Origin of the sequence: Saccharicrinis fermentans DSM 9555 = JCM 21142 (assembly GCF_000517085.1) — a bacterium.
Lineage (GTDB): Bacteria > Bacteroidota > Bacteroidia > Bacteroidales > Marinilabiliaceae > Saccharicrinis > Saccharicrinis fermentans.
This window is the reverse complement of sequence record NZ_KI912107.1, coordinates 5,239,168-5,256,742: the sequence shown is the minus strand read 5'-3', so window position 1 is coordinate 5,256,742 and position 17,575 is coordinate 5,239,168. Positions and strand designations below refer to the sequence as shown.

The following is a 17,575-nucleotide window of genomic DNA, read 5'->3' as shown; positions in this document are numbered from 1 at the left end:
CACAGTCATAAAAAGGGATGCAACAAAAGATTTAAATATAAATTCTCATTAATTACATTTATATTTATTCACATCAACAAGTTCATAAAAAACGATTAAACCAATTTAACAAGCATATTACATATACACCAACAGAACATTACATACCTTTGCTCAGCACAGAAGTCGGTTCTACAAAGCTTTTAAAACCCAGTGGAAATAGATAATCAGAAAACAACGTACACCACAATCATTCTATCTGAGGAGAATAACCATGGTACATTCCACATAGGCGCTATAAAAAAAACTTAAACACATGAAAATTAAATCCTTATATACATTCCTTCTTACTTACATTGGCATTGGGCTAGCCCAACTGACATTCGCGCAAAACATGAGAGTCTACCAACTACCTATCATGGACCAATTACCTTCCAATTCTGTTTTAAAATTATTCCAGGACAAAGAAGGGTACATGTGGTTTGGGACCCAAGATGGTTTTTGTCGCTATGATGGGTATATGATGAAAGTATTTCGCTCAGACCTAAACAAACCCCATTTATTAAGCAGTAACAAAATATCGTCTATAACAGAAGATTTTAATGATCATATTTGGATTGGCACTTACGAAGGTCTTAGTATCCTAAATAAGAAGACATACGAAATCACCCCCCACCCCGACTCCACACTACAACACAAAACCATTTATAATATACTGAATGCTTCAGATAGTACCATTTGGGTAGGTTACAGCAATGGGGTGACACGTTACAATCCCGACTTTAGTATCCGCGAGAACTACATGAACAATCCCCGGCTCTCCCACTCACTTCCCAACGCAAGTGTTAATCATATTTTTGAAGATAACTATCAAAACATATGGCTCGCATTATGGGGGCACGGTCTTTACAAGTACAATAAGGAGACCAACACCTTTATTAAACAGCCTAGGATTGGCGTTTTTGATAATCCTTTTAAAATATACCAGGATACCCACAATAATTATTGGATAGGCAATTGGGATGAAGGTCTGTACCTTTTTAATCCGAACTCTTTTTCGAACAGTCCATACCAAAAAATAGCATTAGCTCCATGGAAAAATGACATTAAAGACAATCGTTTTTTCAGTTTTGTGCAGGACGAAAACTTAGGTTACATCTGGGCCATGTCCATGTCCGGAGTAAGCACCTATCAATATGATGATTCCGGCGAGTTAAAAAACATTGACACGCGTCACATGCTAAAGAAAACCAATAATATTTTTAGTGAAATAAGTAAAGACAAAGAAGGCAACCTATGGATTGGTGCATTCAGTGAGGGAGTTTTTAAGATAGATTTTAACAAACCCCTTATAGAAAACTTCCCTATTCACATATTACAAAACAAAAACAACATAGCTCCATCCTTTACTGCTATTTGCGAAGACGGCCACGGAGATATTTGGTTCAACCAAAATAGGGTTGGTCTTTTTGTGTACTCCCCGAAACAACAAAACATTAGATACTACGAAGAAATAAAAGAATTAGAAACCAAATCAAAATTAAAAAAGATAAATCTCATAACATACATTGCAGGTCAGAACGAAATATGGATTAGCAATGTAGAAAACGGCACGATACTTTGCATTCAAAAAAACGGCAAAGAAATAAATAACACACACGAGCTTAATCTAGATACAATTCTTAAAAATCCAGGAATACCATCTATGATTTACGAAGACAAACAATCTAATGTGTGGATAGCTACCAACAAGGCTTTATTTGCACAACCCGCTGGTTCAAAAAAAACAATACTTGTTCACAAAAATTTTCCAACGATTACTTCTATAACAGAAGACAACAATAATGCACTATGGATAAGTACCGATAAAAATGGGATATATAAAATAGCCATTCCACATACCCTAAGTGACTCCCTGGTTGCAAAACTATCCTTCAAACACATTACTGACAAGTTATTAAACAGTCACCTAGAAACCATCACTGCTGATCTTAGCGGTACCATTTGGATTGGCAAAAAAAACGGAGGTCTAATTGCTTATAATACAACCAGCAAAACAATGACCGACAGAACATCTGATTGTGGACTAAAGGGAGAGGCCATCCTAGATATCATATCAGATAAATACAACAACATTTGGATTACAACATACAAAAAAGTCATCGAATTCAATCCCCAAAACAACGCATCCATATCCTACTCTTCATCTGATGGTATGCAGATTAACTCACACCTAAAAAATGCCTTATACAAAACAAAAGATTCAAAACACATATATATTGCTGGCAATAGAGGGTACTCCCGATTCAGTCCCTCAGAACATTTATTAGCATCACCAAGAGAACAAAAAGTTAAAATAACCGACATAAAGATTCAAAATGAATCGATACTAACGCCAGACAAAATTAACAAATATGATAAATCGCAGAACACATTAACCTTATCACCTACAGATAAGAATATTGAATTATACTTTTCCGCATTAAACTTTAGCAACCCCAACAAAATTCGATATGCATACAAACTAGATGGCATTGACGACCAATGGGTTTATGTGGATGAGGGACGACAGTTTGCTGTATATAGTCAGCTAAAAAAAGGACAGTATAACTTTATGGTGAAGGCATCCGATGCACATAACCTTTGGGGCAACCATATCACCACCCTTCAAATAATTAGAGAACCTGCGATCTATGAAACAAATACCGCATTTGTACTATACTTTTTACTTATTTCATTTGTCATATACGCTCTTATTTACATTATGATGGGAAGAATAAAACTGCGAAACAAGGTAAAAATGACTGAATTTGAAAAAAACAAAACAGAAGAGCTAACCCAAACAAAACTTAAATATTTCACCAATATATCACACGATTTACTGACCCCTTTAACCATCATATCCTGCCTTATTGATGATATAGAAACAACGGTATCGCAAAAAATACCACAATTTACACTGATGAGATCCAATGTTGTCAGACTAAAGAGGTTACTACAACAAATTCTTGACTTTAGAAGAATTGAAAGTGGCAGGATGAAACTCAACATCACACATTCAGATATTGCTGCCTTTATTAACGATATCTGCCACAATCATTTCTTACCTATTTTCAACAAGAAGCACATCACATTCACCTTCTCTTCTTCTAAAAAAGAGATCAATGCCTATTTTGATGCGGATAAAATTGACAAAATACTATTCAACTTATTGTCCAATGCATTTAAATACACCCCTATAAACGGCACTGTTCAGGTAAGTCTAACTACTATCTTGGAAAAAGAACATACTTTTTTAACCATTCAAGTGAGCGATACAGGTGCTGGAATCGCGCACAACAATCTGGATAAAATATTTACCCGTTTTTATACCAACAAAACATTATCGGCAAGTGATACACACGGCATAGGACTCTCCTTAAGTAAGGATCTTGTAGAGTTACATTATGGCACTATTTCAGTAGACAGCGAATTAAACAAAGGAACTACTTTTACCATTAAAATTCCCATCGACAAGGCAAGTTACACCTTTGAAGAAACGTCAGCACCCATATCTATGGAGATTACCGAAAATCAGGATGCACAAATCAGCAACACAGCCGAAGATTTTGATACAGACAATGAAAATTCAAATCATTTATCAAACATTACAATCCTAATTGTAGAAGATAATCAGGATTTATTAAAACTGATGAGTCAAATATTGGCTAAGACCTATCATGTAAAAACAGCCACCAATGGACTGGAAGCTTTAGAACTAATAAAATCCACTGACATTGATATTGTGGTAAGTGACGTAATGATGCCAAAAATGGACGGTATAGAACTCTGTAAAACAATAAAGAACAACCTAGAAACCAGTCATATCTCCATCATCGTACTAACTGCTAAAAATAGCATTAACGACCGAATAGAGTGTTACAACGCCGGCGCCGACGCCTATATTTCAAAACCATTTGAAATGAAGGTTCTACAGGCCAGGATTAACAATTTCGTCTCTCATAAACAAAACAAACAAAAAGAATTCAAAACAAATTTAGAAATCAATGTATCGTCATTGGAAAATCACTCCATGGATGAACATTTTTTAAACCAGGCCATTTCCATCATAGAAACGCACATCTCAGAGACTACATTCGACATCAATATGTTTGCCTCCGAACTAAACCTTTCAAAATCTTCACTTTACAGAAAAATCAAAACCATAACCGGCCTATCGCCCATTGAATTCATAAGAAATATCAAACTTAAGCATGCCAGCTTAATGCTGAAAAACAATATCACGTCCATTTCAGAGGTTGCCTACGAGGTAGGTTTTTCTGATCCAAAGTATTTTTCTTCGTGTTTTAAAAATGAGTTTAATATAACTCCCAGTGAATATCAAAAAAAACACCACACAAATTCGAAATAATATGAGCCATTTTATAAGCCAAAAACAAGATTAATCTTTATAATCCTCTATCTTACGCTTAAGCACATCAACATCTTTGATTCTGAAATCACCAAAAAATGAAAGCAAGATGCCATTTTTATCTCCTTGAAAAATAATATGGCACTCATATACTTTTTTGCCTTTACGCTGCACCCATATTTCCGATTCTTCGTCATCATCGTCATCCTCCACCTGGCTATAATTACCCTTTTTCATATACTTACGAACCTGTTCCATAAAGCTTATGTCGGGTAAAACATCCGGTTTATACAATACCAGCTTTACCTCATTGAGATCTCCGGTTACACTATATTCCTCACCATCCTGATCACCATCTACATCAAAATCAATAAAGTCGAGCATGTTTTTAGAAAAAGAAAGATAGGTCACTTCATCCAAGATGCGGAAATCATCAAACATACGCTTCGCTATTTTCTGCTGGGAAAACACTGACAAGCTATGAATACCAACGCATAATATTACTACAAAAACTCTTACACTTTTTTTCATATGTTTAAATTTAATCATCAAGTCTATTATTTACAACCCACTCTAACTCATCTGCCACTTCCACTTGAACACTCTCAGGAACTAATATGACAACATTTAAGCCCTGATCTCTCAATTTACTATTTGCACGAAGAGTAAATAAAGGATCTATATGTATGGTAGAATCCCTAAGCATCCAAAAAAACTCAATATCCTGGCAGTTAATTTTTGCTTGTGAAATGGATTTTCCCTTGGCACTTCTTTTTATTTCGATAGCAAACGAATCACCTCGAACCAGGTCTATCCTAGGTCTTCCCTGTACATACAATTTATTATCAGCACAATAAATATCCAACCGATTAAAATCAAACAAATGATCATGGTACGTTGGCATATAGGTATTCACATTGGCTTTCAGGTAAACAACACTGCTTTGTGGCAATTCCAACTTTTCATTTTGATACACATCTTCAGTCACCCTATACTCCCTGGCCACTCTTGCAAAAGCATAAAACAATAAAATTAATCCGGCTATCCACAGTACCAAAGAAGACACTGCTACTATTTTATACTTAGATCTAAACCGGAACACCAGCTTAAAGCCCAAGTAAAACAAAACAATAAGTGGTATACAAGTCACCAGTACCAATCCAACACTTCCAATCACCATATCTTCGGCACCCACAAACAAAGCAGGAAGAGAGGTAAAATAATTGCCTACCCCTGAAAAGTCCATTATTGTAAAGCCAAGGGTAAAAGTCACGATAAGTGATACTAAGAAGGCGATCGCAATAAACATCAGCACAACCCCCACAACAGACACCACAATGCGCAACAAAGTCCGAAGCGCATCGCCCACCACGTCCGTTCTTTTAGAGAATGATCCTGAAAAATCCTTATAAGCCCTAGACTGCTTAAATTTTTCAGCCACCTCTTTATATTCATTCTTCAGGTGCTGCTCCCATGACTCATAACCTGCGGGTCCTTTCATTTCAAGCTTTTGGGTGATGGTTAATGCCTTAGGCATTACTATCCACAATACCACATACACTGGCAAAGAAGCACCATAAAGAACAAATGCCAAAATAAAGATGACGCGGAACACAAGCGGGTCCATATCAAAATAAGCGCCCAAGCCACCACACACGCCCCCCAATACGCGACTCTCAGGATCGCGATACAATCGTTTTTTATAAAGCGGAGAGCCGGGCATGGATGCATTGCTACCATCAGACTGAGGCTCTGCTTGATCCTCATCAGCAATTTCCTGCGGTTCACCCATCGTATCTATTACCTCTTCTACTTCCTTCAATGTAATGACCTGTTCAGAAGATTTCTTTTTCCCACTGAAAAGCTCCGCTATACGTGCCTCTATATCACTAACAATTTCTTTGGCTTCATCCTTATCTGGAAAACTACCTTCAATTTTTCGCAAATATTGATTCAGCTTATCATATGCATCCTCATCAATATGAAAAGCAAAACCATTTAGGTTAATATATAATGTCTTCTTCATTTTTAATGTTTTAAACAATTAGCAAAGGCGCCGTCAATACATAAATAAAATACTCCATAAAAAGCCAATCACCTTAAGTCCTACAACAACCAGAAATACAAAAGCAATCAGGTAAATAATAAATTTGAATAGCGATTTAAACACAAAACCAATGACCAACAGTACCAACACCATCACAAACATGGCAGGTAATTGCAGAAAAGCAATATGCCCCAATTGAAAGTTCACATGCTGTATCATTGTAGGCTGAAATACTTCCATAGGTATCATTTGGCAAAAAAAAACATAGAAACCACCAGCACCACAATCATCAAAACCGTTTTGTCACCTTTCGAAAACTTATTCCACCAACTCTCCCCTTTTTTATAAACCTTAGAATCACGCACCTTACTAAATCGTTGTTTTACATCCTCAAATTCATTACGGATTGCCTTCTCAATATTACTTATAGTCACATTCTCACCCCGCATCTCAAGACGTTGAGCCGTTGTTAACGCAGCAGGAACCACTATCCAAAGAATAATATATATGGGAATTGTAATTCCGAGTCCAAAAAATATAAACAAGGCAAAAACAATACGAACAATAACAGGATCCATATTTAAGTAGGCGGCGATTCCACCACAAACACCTCCCAACACCCTTCCGTCGACATCACGAAACAAGCGCTTGCTCGCGCGTCCATATGAATATTTTTCATACTGCTGATGAGAAGTTTCAGACGCAGCTCCTTCATCCTCAAAATCCTCAGGCTGCCCCATCATTGCTATCACCTCTTCCACCATTTCAATGGTTACAACTCCTGTCTTGCCAGAAATTCTATCTCCCAGAAGTTCTGCGATACGACTTTCAATATCATTGATAATCTCCTGCCCCTCTTCTTGCTTTTTGAAATAACGCTCAAGACTATCCAGATATGCTCTTAAACGAGCAAAAGCATCATCATCTATATAGAAAACCCTCCCGCTTAAATTTATATTTACTGTTTTTTTCATATGTTTATAATTTGTTTCTTAATGGTCAAATGGAACTCACCAGAATAAATCATCCTCCTGTGTGCGAAATAACTCCCATGTCTCGTTTCATACGATTCTCATATTGCAGAAACACCGATCACCCAAACAAACAACATGCGGTTTATCAGCTAGGCAGTTGCCTGTTATTCCCATTCCAGGTTATCTAATTATTATTAATCACCCGTACTGCATCCACCAGTTCTTTCCACGACTGATCCAATTCACCTAAAAAATCACTTCCTTTATCGGTCAACTCATAATACTTTCGTGGTGGACCTTGCGTTGATTCTTCCCAACGATAGGTCAACAGTTCTGCATTTTTCAGCCGGGTCAACAACGGATATAATGTACCTTCCACTACTATCATCTTAGCCTCTTTCAGCTCATTGATAATATCGGATGCATATTTATCACTGCGAGAAAGTATGGAGAGTATACAGTACTCCAGTATTCCCTTTCTCATTTGTGCTTTTGTATTTTCCACCTTCATATCTTGTCCTCCTGTATCGTATTGAGTAAGCTAAAAACTACTCAACATTTGATCCAACTTCTTATAAGTTCATTGTAATTTCTCTGCCGATGGTAAAGCCCAAAGACACTCCATCCATATCAAAACATTCATCCATCGAAATAGAATGTGTATTCATCTCCCAATCACTAAAACCATCAAAACAATCTCCTTCAGGTAACAACCGAACCACCAACAACGACAATAACAAGGTTGCCGTAAAAATAATCGCTACTTTTTTTTCTATTGCTTTCATATGTTTATAATTTGTTTCTTAATGGTCATATGAAACTCGCCAACATTAATCATCCTGTGTGTAATAATTCTCATGACATGTTTTATATGACTATTTATAAAATACCTGCCTATACCTTGAATATGGTATTGCAAATATATGGTTTTTACTTGGTACTATGCAATACATACTACTATATTTTTTTAAAATATTTCTCCCCAAACAACACTAATCGCTGTTTATCAATGCATTAAAACGTATAAAAAAATTACTCTTGTCCCAAAAACCCAAAAAGCCTGTTCCAAAAATGGAACAGGCTTTTTTCTATTGTGCTACTACCTACGGTATGAAACTACCTTTTGACAGCTTTGCTTATATTTTTAAATAGACTAAAATCTTTTAATACCTATGATTTCACGAATCTCTTTTACCGTTTTTTCAGCATTTGCTTGTGCTTTCTCCCTCCCCATGGTTACAACCTTATTTAGATAAACATCATTGTTTTTAATGTCTTCTATTTTTTCTCTAATGGGTGTATTAAACTTGATGATATCCTCAGCCAATTGTTTTTTCAGATCACCATAACGAATTTCACAACTCGCATACTTATCTTTAAAAAACTGAAGTGTGTCGGGAGTAGAAACAACCTCCATTAAGGTAAACAAATTTTGAATAGGCTCAGTAAGTGGCGCATTGGGCTCCGTTGGACCACTATCAGTAACAGCCTTCATTACTTTCTTCTGTAAAGTTTTTGGATCATCCACCAGATAAATTCCATTACCTTCAGATTTTCCCATTTTACCACTCCCATCCAGTCCGGGAATCTTTACCAAAGCTTCTCCATAATTAAAAGACTGTGGAATTTTAAAATATTCCTGTTTATACAGATGATTAAAACGGCCGGCAAATTTGCGTGTCATCTCCAAGTTTTGTTCCTGATCTTTGCCCACGGGAACCTTGTCGGCATGGTGAATTAAAATATCACAGGCCATTAGTACCGGATAGGTCAATAAACCTGCATTAACATTTTCAGGTTGTTTACGCGCCTTATCCTTAAACGATGTGGTACGTTCCAATTCTCCCAAATAAGCGTTCATACTCATCAACAGACTCATCTCTGCAATCGCGGGTACATCACTTTGGATATAGATGGTAGCTTTTTCAGGATCCAGGCCACAAGCCAAATACTCAGCCAATACTTGCTTTACGTTCACATGTAAATCACTGGGAGTGGGATGAGTTGTTAAGGAATGGTAATCCGCAATAAAAAAATAACAATTATACTCCTCCTGCATTCTCAAAAAATTCTTAACTGCTCCAAAGTAATTTCCTAAATGTAAGTTTCCTGTTGGGCGTATACCGCTGACTACCGTTTGCATATTATATGGCTTTTATTAGTTCTTTATAAATATTTGACCGACAAAATTCGCATTTTTTTCTTAAAACATGAGCGATCCATCAAATTATTTATATACAAAATAGGATTTCAGCTAAACAAGATCCACACCACAAAGCCCCTGAGCCTCCAATTGTTTTTAACAATAATATTTACTACTTTAGCACAACAAACCAAATTTATTCCAATGCAACAGAATAAAACCTATCCGAACATTGCACAAAGCTGGGGTATTATGGGTGTAGCAATTATTTGTATGCTTTTTCTATCCCCATTACAAATGACTCTAAATAAAGTTATTGGAAAAGAAATCACTTTTTTCATTTATTACCTTTCAACCATGGGTGCCACATTTTCCTTTGCCCACTTTATCAGAAAAAAAACAATATCACAGTCGAACTATAATATTAATTTAAGTAATCCCACAAGCATAATATTAGTCTCTATAGCTACTCTATGCTTACAGTTGGGTATTCTATCCCCCCTGACGAGTCTGGTTCCGATGCCAGATTTTTTCAAACTAATCGTGCTCGAACTTGGAGAAATGAAGGGCTTTTTTTCTTTTGCAAGCTTTGTAATCGCGGCTCCCATTTTTGAAGAACTCATCTTCAGAGGAGTCATGCTGGACGGATTATTAAAGAGATACTCTCCTAACAAATCGATTTTTATTTCCAGTCTGATTTTCGGCATCGTTCATCTAAATCCCTGGCAATTCATCACAGCTTTTGGCATCGGGTTATTTATGGGATGGGTTTATTACAAAACAAGAAATCTATCACTGTGCATTATTATGCACTTCACCAACAACTTACTGGCTTTTTTAAGTATGCAATTCACCAACATGGAAGAAGTACTTGAAAATACCTTTGTTGAATCAAGCGGAGGATTATACAATGCCATCATGATTATCACAGGCTTCTCCATCATCTTTTTACTATGCCTATGGTTATTGATTCGAAAATTCAAACAAGACACAATAAATAAAACAAGCATTAGCCAATAGGCAAGGTTGACATCCTCATTCATCCATAAAATTCAACACAGTCCATCAAAAACAAACATTACCCTGGTCCTCATGAGGACTTTCCACCCGACATTAATTCAGTAATGACCCGATACCTAGGATACTGATCCAGGATTATTTTAATAAAAACGGTAATAGGAATAGACAATATAAGGCCGGGGATACCCCAGATATATCCCCAAAACATCAACATAACCAATATAGTAATTACATTCACAGAAAAGGTTTTGCCCATAAAAACAGGTTCCAACACCCCTCCCATCAATACCTGGACTGCAGTTATCGCAAGCACAAAAAACAGAAGGGTACTCATGGGTTCTATTTCAACAAAAGCGAATAAGGAGAGCAATACCACTGAAATAACAGAACCAATCATTTGAACAAAATTAATCACAAAGGCAAAGAGTCCCCAAAATATGGGAAAACTAACATCAAAAGCCAGACAAGCCAGACCAAAACCAACACCAGTTAGCAAACTTATGGCAAACTTAACAATCACGAACTTAATAATATCCTTTTCAATCTTTCGGAATATTTTAACGGAAGAATGACGAACTTTAATCAAGGTACTATTCAGTAATTTCTCAAAATTAACAGAACCCGAAAGCAACAATACCACAAAAAAGGCGGTCATCAAGGTACCCGACAGTAGATTACTAATAAAGTCAAGCGAAAATCCAATACTATCCATCACGTTACCACCTTTAAAGTAATGCAGCAAAACATTATCTCCTTTAATACGATTAACGCCAAAGAAATTTTCAATCATCACAACCAAGTCGATCAATTTTGTTTCTGCTTTTTCAAAAAACAAGTTATCAGCCGCCATAATTTCGTTGCTGGTCAATTTAATGAGTTCACCCGCAAACTTAAATGCAGCGATCAGTAGTAACACAACAAAAAAGACGCTCAACCATTTGGGCACATTTTTTTTATCAAACCAGCGCATCAAAGGCAATAGCAACAGAGCAATAAACATAGCAGAAACCAAAGGCACAAAGATAAAAGAGAGTGTCTTCAGCAGGTAAAACATAAGCGGAATAACAATCAGCAATAAAAATGTATTGGTAGTTTTTAGGTCTTTCATATGTTTATAATTTGTTTCTTAATAGTCATATGGAACTCGCCGTGATAATCATTCACCTGTGTGAGAGATCACTCTCATGGCTCGTTTCATATAATGACAATAAAAATCGTTTTTTGAAAAAATAAAAGAAAAAATAGGCATACCCAATGCGCATCATTTGCTTAGGGCCAATAAGCTATTCATATTTTGCATAAAATTTCAGAGTAATTCACTGCGAAGCACTCACTTTGATTTCTCTTGACCCATCATCCAGAACGCTGATGGTCACATCGTATCTATTTTCGGGAAGCAAGGATGCTATTTTCTCGGGCCATTCCACAAAGCAATAATGCGATGAGTAGAAATAATCCTCATAGCCTAAATCAAAAGCTTCCTCTTCCTCTTTTAAACGATAAAAATCAAAATGATAGATGACATCATCACCCACTGTATTATACTCGTTAACAATGGAAAAAGAAGGACTATTAACCACATCAACCACTTGTAACTGCTTACACAATGCTTGAATAAAAGTTGTTTTGCCAGCTCCCATGCTGCCATAAAAGCAAAAAACTGCCGGCTCTGCATACGCTTGCAAAAAAGCCTCTGCAACAACATTTATCCTATCTAGTGAAGAAATTAAAAATTTACTCATCAATTAAAAATTGCTATTTGTTTTATTTGAGCGACCAGTATCACTCAATGATTCTTTGGTGACAATACCACATATGGAATCAACATTTCTTCCATAGACACTCCCCCATGCTGGAAAGTATCCTTATAGTAACTCACATAATGGTTATAATTATTCGGATAAGCAAAAAAATCCTCATTGGTTGCAAATATATAACTTGTTGACACATTTACCTTGGGTAATTGAACTTCTTCTGGTTTAACAAGCTCAAATACTTCCTTGGCTTTATAATTCAGATTTTTCCCTTGTTTATAGCGCAAGTTGGTTGTTGTAGTACGGTCTCCTACTACTTTAATGGGATTTTTCACCCGAATAGTGCCATGATCTGTAGTAATAATCACCTTCACATCTTCATGCTCCAACTTATCCAGTAGCTCTTTCATCACCGAATGAAGAAACCACGATCGACTGAGCGAACGATAGGCCGACTCATCATAGGCCAGTTCCTTTATCATCTTACTCTCTGTACGTGCATGTGATAGCATATCCACAAAGTTAAACACCACCACTGCCAAATCATCATTTAATAAATTGGCATAATTATCAATTAATTGCTTCCCTGTATCAATATTACTCACCTTTAGATACGAATAACGATACTGTTTACGAAAACGCTCAAAGAAAGTACCTATCAACTGTTCTTCAAACTGATTTTTACTCCCCTCCTCATGCTCATCAATCCAATACTGCCCATACATTTTTTTTATTTGTGCTGGCATTAGTCCTGCAAACAAGCTATTACGAGCATAATGCGTAGCAGTAGGCAAAATACTACTATAGATTTCCTCTTCCTCCAAGCGAAAACCATTCAGCACCTCCTGTTTGAGCATTAACCATTGATCAAATCTAAAATTATCGATCACCAGCATCACCACTTTCTCTCCTTTATCCAGCAAGGGTAAGGTAATTTTTTTCATAAAGTGGTGCGACATTAGTGGAAATTCATCATCGTCCCCTTGGATCCAATTGACATAGTTGCGTTTTATAAACTTAACAAAAGCATGATTGGCTTCAGTCTTCTGCATTTTCAACACCTCATCCATCTCACCTTTGGTATCTTCCAGTTCAATTTCCCAATAAACCAATTGTTTATATATCTCAACCCAGTCATCAAAGCTATAAGAATCATTTATCTTCAATCCAATCTTTCCGAACTCCGTTTGATAAGTACTCGTCGTCTTCTCCGCTACCAGTCTGCGCTGATGCACATGTTTTTTTATAGCCAGCAAAATTTGCTTTGGATGAACCGGTTTAATAAGATAATCCGAAATCTTGCTTCCTATAGCCTGATCCATGATATCCTCCTCCTCACTCTTGGTGATCATCACAATGGGGACCTCAGGCATCATATTCTTGAGTTTACTCAACACCTCCAAGCCACTCAACCCGGGCATATTCTCATCCAAAAAAATCAAATCGAAATACGCTTCTTCTACCAATACCAAAGCATCCTGACCATTGGTAGCAGTTTTCACAACAAAGCCCTTTTCTTGCAAATAAAGTATATGCGCTTTCAATAAATCAATTTCATCATCTACCCATAATATATTTACCTTTATTGCATTCGCCATAGTCATTATTTTAGTATTCCGATTTATAGAACTGTTGATACAAAGCAAATGATTCCGCACTGCTCAGTCTTGAGAAATTATTATCACTAATGGCCCATAAATAATTTTCGGTACGGGATATTTCGCGCATTAAAAAACTGTTCAGCTTTACTTTATTTAAATATGTTTTTGCTTCACTGGCATTGGCAAAGCCTTTAACAATGATATAGTAATAATCGGCTCCCATTTTATTGTGCTCCACTTCATATTTTGTACCATAGTTACTTTTGGTATAGTTTTTAAACACAGTTCCCATTCGCTCCGTATTAATATAACCTTTTTTAAATAAAATCATTGCATGATGAGCTCCTTCTTCATATTTAAAGGGTGAACTTGTTTTTTCAATGATGGGCTGCGTCTTTATGTCGGTCTCCTGAACTGGCTCCTCTATTATGTCAGGCTCCTCTGTCTCCTGCCTACCAACTTCGCGCTCAGTCTTTTCCTGCACTTCAGACTCACCTTCACTACGGATACGCTCCGAAACCTCTATCTCTTTTTCAACCAGCTTACGATCCTCTTTGGTACGCAAAATAGTTTCCTTTTGCGATTCCGGAGCCTTACCTTCACTCACCAATGATTCTCCTGTTCCAGCTATATTCTTCTGTTGCTTTTCCTGGCTATTAACATTCCATGCTTCCCTTTCAACCCGATTACGCTCATCCGCTAAATTTTTAAATGCTTCAGCAGACAAATAATTCTCTGCAAAAAACTGATCATAACCTTCTACATCTCCCGACGAAAGCAGATACTCCATATTCTTACCATGCATAACATACATCTTCTTATACCTCAAGCCATCAACTTCAAATATCTCAGATCGTTCACGTAATGAATAAAAATAATCCAGCGCTTCTAAGCGGTTAAGAAATCCAGAAACAGTGAAAACCGGTGTTGCATCAGGCAATTGGCTTTTCCCCATTTCATAGTCATTCAATAAAAATTTAGAAAAGTTATAATCTGCAATATTAAATTTCAGTCTATTCATATCCGCTTCAGGATTGACCAATAGCACTAGACTATGACTCGCCTTATGATCAATAGTATAAGAAGTCGCCACTTGATGATCTATACCAGCATTGCCTATTTCTTTTTGCTCCTTGACAAACTCCTCATTACGTTTAGACACTAGGTTAGACGCAGTAGCACCCTTAACAGGCATTCTTCCCTCCTCATACAAAGCCAGTATAGCACTGGCCATGGTTTGTTCTTCACTACCCTGGTAATCCTGAATAATCTCACTAAGCTCATTCACAAAAAGATCCGTACTTCCTGATTTTGCATAGGAAAGTGCAGCCAACAATTTAAACTTAGACAACAGCACATTTTCAGCATCAATACCTTTCGCCTCGGCCAGATGAGCAACAGGAACACTAAAATCACCAAAGAGATAACTGGCATAACTTTCCTGATAAAGCGTTTCCATTCTTCTTTTTCTGACCTCTCTCTTCTCAAAGTATCCCGGATCATTCAGATAGGCTGTAAACTCACCATCCGGGAACCTATTTATTATCGTTGTTTTTATCTCTGCCATCCTCGGTGTATCCCGCTGCATTTCGTAACACAAGTACAGGTTCATATATACATCTTCTATAAAATCACCTTGGGGATATCGCTTGGCATATTCTAAAAAGGCATCTATGGCATAAGGGATATTCTCCAGTTCATCTTTATAGATCAGTCCTTGGTTCATCAAGGCGCCCTGAATTCGTTTATTGGAAGCTTCTTTTTGTGCTGGGGTCAGTGGTATATCCTTCAAGTAAGCATCCTTACCCAACGGCTTACTTAACTCTTCTTTGTTCTGTCCCGGCAGTGCACCTATACTATCTCCTGCATTATCCACTGGCAGCTCTCCCAGCTCACCAAACATATCTTCAGGATTTTCCACATCCTCCGGCTCATCCATTACGGCCTGCTTATTGGCCCTACGCCAATTATCCTCAAGCTTTCGTCTTCCCCATATCTTTTCAAACTCCAATTTACCCATACCTACCGACGTTTGGTTGTAAAAATACCATTTACCACCTTGCGATTGGGAACTAACAGAAGACTGACTCACTATTGGATCCCAAAAGACATCGCCATTTGCCTCTCCTTCCTTCTTTTTCTTTAAGGCATCCAGCCTCATCTTCTCTTGCTCAATAATATCGGCAATCAAAGCCTCACGTTCCTGTTCAGACATGGCAGCAACGCGCAAAAGACTATCCTCACGTTCAACAACATCCAGATTCGACACCAAGCCTTTCAGACTCTTATGCCTTGCCTGAATCACCTGAAAACCAGGAAAACTTTCATTGAGATTAACAATTGCGGTATCTAAATAATAATAGGCAGGTTTATATTCCGGCCTGTCATAATATATTTCCGACAATTCAAAAAAGGACATTCCCTTTTGGTAATTATTATCGATACTTTTCTCTATGGCTAGTAAAAAATTTTCCATGGCCTGGTCCTCTTGCTCCTCCGCTTTGTATGCCATTGCAAGAGAGTAATAAATCTGGTCCTCATAATCGGAATTCCGTTTGTCTCTCAAAAGACGCTTAATTTCCTTTTTAACGGCTTCCAATCCACCTTCTTCAAAGAGCACCCCAGCGCGATTTACCTTGGCATTAAAGGCCATCTCATACGGAGGGTTAGATTTAATAACCGCTTCATAGGCCTTGCTTGCCTCAGCATACTGTTCCTGTGATTGATACAGCTGTGCCAAAATAAAGTTAAATCTTCGTCGGTAATACTTCGACCAAGCCCCATCTACCGCCTCTCTCATAAATGGAATGGCTTCGGCATATCTGGCCTGGCGCATATAATAATCGGCATAAGTAGCTGCATAAAGTCCATACAGCCGTGAAGGAGCCTTTCCCTCCATATTATAATTTTCTAGCAAAATTTTCGCCTGAGCAAAATCCCCTAACTCAATGGCCGCCCGGGCATTCCATATTTCAGCCTCATACCATTCCGGTCCTTCTTGAAATTCGCGGAACATATATGCAAAACTTTGCTGTGCCATATAGTAATCATGCTTATAAAAATGAGATTTACCGATCAATAGATAGGCATTATCCACCCACTTATTAAACTCATTCTGGCTCAAGAATTTTTTATATTTTACAGACTGCTCTTCACGCTTATTTTCAGGCTTTTTCCGAATAGAATGCACTTTAATTAACTTGGTTCCCTTTTCAATGGCCCTATCCATCTGACTCTGCGCCACAGACTCGCTGCCTTTTTTTGAATCAGGAAATACTGTAAGCACTTGCGTATAATCATCCTCATTATTTTCTTCAATCGCTTTAAGCCCCTCCTTAAAACTTTCGTATCCGTTAAAGTACACATTGTAATGTGCAGTCATGTTATGGTAAGCCCTTCTGACACCTGTATTTTTTTGGGTGGAGCAAGCCCCTAAAACAGTCATTATTAACAGGAAATATATTCTTTTAAATCTCATTTATTCTAATAAATTATCAATCGTCAAATTGCAATAGGCAGTCATGGCAACAAACCTCTGGAAGCACCTTTTTTACAAGTAATTATCCATCACAATTAAAACTACGTTTGCTCAAAATTATTATATCTAATTTCTAATTAACCATCTTTGCCAAAACAATTTTATATA

13 protein-coding genes are annotated in these 17,575 nt (G+C 37.2%); 2 read left to right on the top strand and 11 right to left on the bottom strand.

Annotation, left to right across the window (positions count from 1 at the left end; all coding sequences use genetic code 11):
* Positions 1 to 295: 295 nt before the first annotated feature.
* Complete coding sequence (locus CYTFE_RS0121620) at positions 296 to 4,390, top strand: hybrid sensor histidine kinase/response regulator transcription factor (protein ID WP_027473527.1); 4,095 nt, start codon at positions 296 to 298, stop codon at positions 4,388 to 4,390.
* Between the two features lie 30 nt (positions 4,391 to 4,420).
* Here CYTFE_RS0121620 and CYTFE_RS0121615 read toward each other — a convergent pair whose 3' ends face one another.
* The 7 genes from CYTFE_RS0121615 to trpS form a co-directional block, all read right to left on the bottom strand.
* Complete coding sequence (locus CYTFE_RS0121615; RefSeq protein WP_161636243.1) at positions 4,421 to 4,921, bottom strand: DUF4252 domain-containing protein; 501 nt, start codon at positions 4,919 to 4,921, stop codon at positions 4,421 to 4,423.
* Between the two features lie 10 nt (positions 4,922 to 4,931).
* Positions 4,932 to 6,416 carry a PspC domain-containing protein gene (locus CYTFE_RS0121610; RefSeq protein WP_027473525.1) on the bottom strand — a complete coding sequence of 495 codons (1,485 nt, stop codon included), beginning with the start codon at positions 6,414 to 6,416 and terminating at the stop codon, positions 4,932 to 4,934.
* A gap of 33 nt (positions 6,417 to 6,449) precedes the next feature.
* Positions 6,450 to 6,677, bottom strand: a complete 228-nt coding sequence (locus CYTFE_RS30190) for a hypothetical protein (RefSeq protein WP_152541717.1) — start codon at positions 6,675 to 6,677, stop codon at positions 6,450 to 6,452.
* 5 nt (positions 6,678 to 6,682) lie between these two features.
* Positions 6,683 to 7,411 carry a PspC domain-containing protein gene (locus CYTFE_RS27625; protein ID WP_052343355.1) on the bottom strand — a complete coding sequence of 243 codons (729 nt, stop codon included), beginning with the start codon at positions 7,409 to 7,411 and terminating at the stop codon, positions 6,683 to 6,685.
* Positions 7,412 to 7,595: 184 nt separating this feature from the next.
* On the bottom strand, positions 7,596 to 7,895 hold the full coding sequence (locus CYTFE_RS0121595) for a PadR family transcriptional regulator (protein WP_235208094.1): 300 nt from the start codon (positions 7,893 to 7,895) through the stop codon (positions 7,596 to 7,598).
* Positions 7,896 to 7,983: 88 nt separating this feature from the next.
* Positions 7,984 to 8,196 carry a hypothetical protein gene (locus tag CYTFE_RS0121590; RefSeq protein WP_027473522.1) on the bottom strand — a complete coding sequence of 71 codons (213 nt, stop codon included), beginning with the start codon at positions 8,194 to 8,196 and terminating at the stop codon, positions 7,984 to 7,986.
* Positions 8,197 to 8,564: 368 nt separating this feature from the next.
* Entirely contained in the window at positions 8,565 to 9,554 is a 990-nt protein-coding gene (trpS, locus tag CYTFE_RS0121585) for a tryptophan--tRNA ligase (protein WP_027473521.1), read from the bottom strand.
* A gap of 204 nt (positions 9,555 to 9,758) precedes the next feature.
* Here trpS and CYTFE_RS29100 point away from each other — a divergent pair, with 204 nt between their 5' ends.
* Positions 9,759 to 10,574, top strand: coding sequence for a CPBP family intramembrane glutamic endopeptidase (locus CYTFE_RS29100; protein ID WP_154665714.1), 816 nt, complete (start codon positions 9,759 to 9,761; stop codon positions 10,572 to 10,574).
* A 70-nt stretch (positions 10,575 to 10,644) separates the two neighbouring features.
* Here the strand turns inward: CYTFE_RS29100 and CYTFE_RS0121575 are convergent, their stop codons facing one another.
* The 4 genes from CYTFE_RS0121575 to porW form a co-directional block, all read right to left on the bottom strand.
* Positions 10,645 to 11,682: an AI-2E family transporter gene (locus tag CYTFE_RS0121575; RefSeq protein WP_027473520.1), complete on the bottom strand. Its 1,038-nt coding sequence runs from the start codon at positions 11,680 to 11,682 to the stop codon at positions 10,645 to 10,647.
* A 208-nt stretch (positions 11,683 to 11,890) separates the two neighbouring features.
* Entirely contained in the window at positions 11,891 to 12,316 is a 426-nt protein-coding gene (gene tsaE, locus CYTFE_RS0121570) for a tRNA (adenosine(37)-N6)-threonylcarbamoyltransferase complex ATPase subunit type 1 TsaE (RefSeq protein ID WP_027473519.1), read from the bottom strand.
* A 44-nt stretch (positions 12,317 to 12,360) separates the two neighbouring features.
* Positions 12,361 to 13,926: a T9SS response regulator signal transducer PorX gene (gene porX / locus CYTFE_RS0121565; protein ID WP_027473518.1), complete on the bottom strand. Its 1,566-nt coding sequence runs from the start codon at positions 13,924 to 13,926 to the stop codon at positions 12,361 to 12,363.
* A gap of 10 nt (positions 13,927 to 13,936) precedes the next feature.
* Positions 13,937 to 17,407 carry a type IX secretion system periplasmic lipoprotein PorW/SprE gene (gene porW / locus CYTFE_RS0121560; protein ID WP_154665713.1) on the bottom strand — a complete coding sequence of 1,157 codons (3,471 nt, stop codon included), beginning with the start codon at positions 17,405 to 17,407 and terminating at the stop codon, positions 13,937 to 13,939.
* Positions 17,408 to 17,575 lie beyond the last annotated feature (168 nt).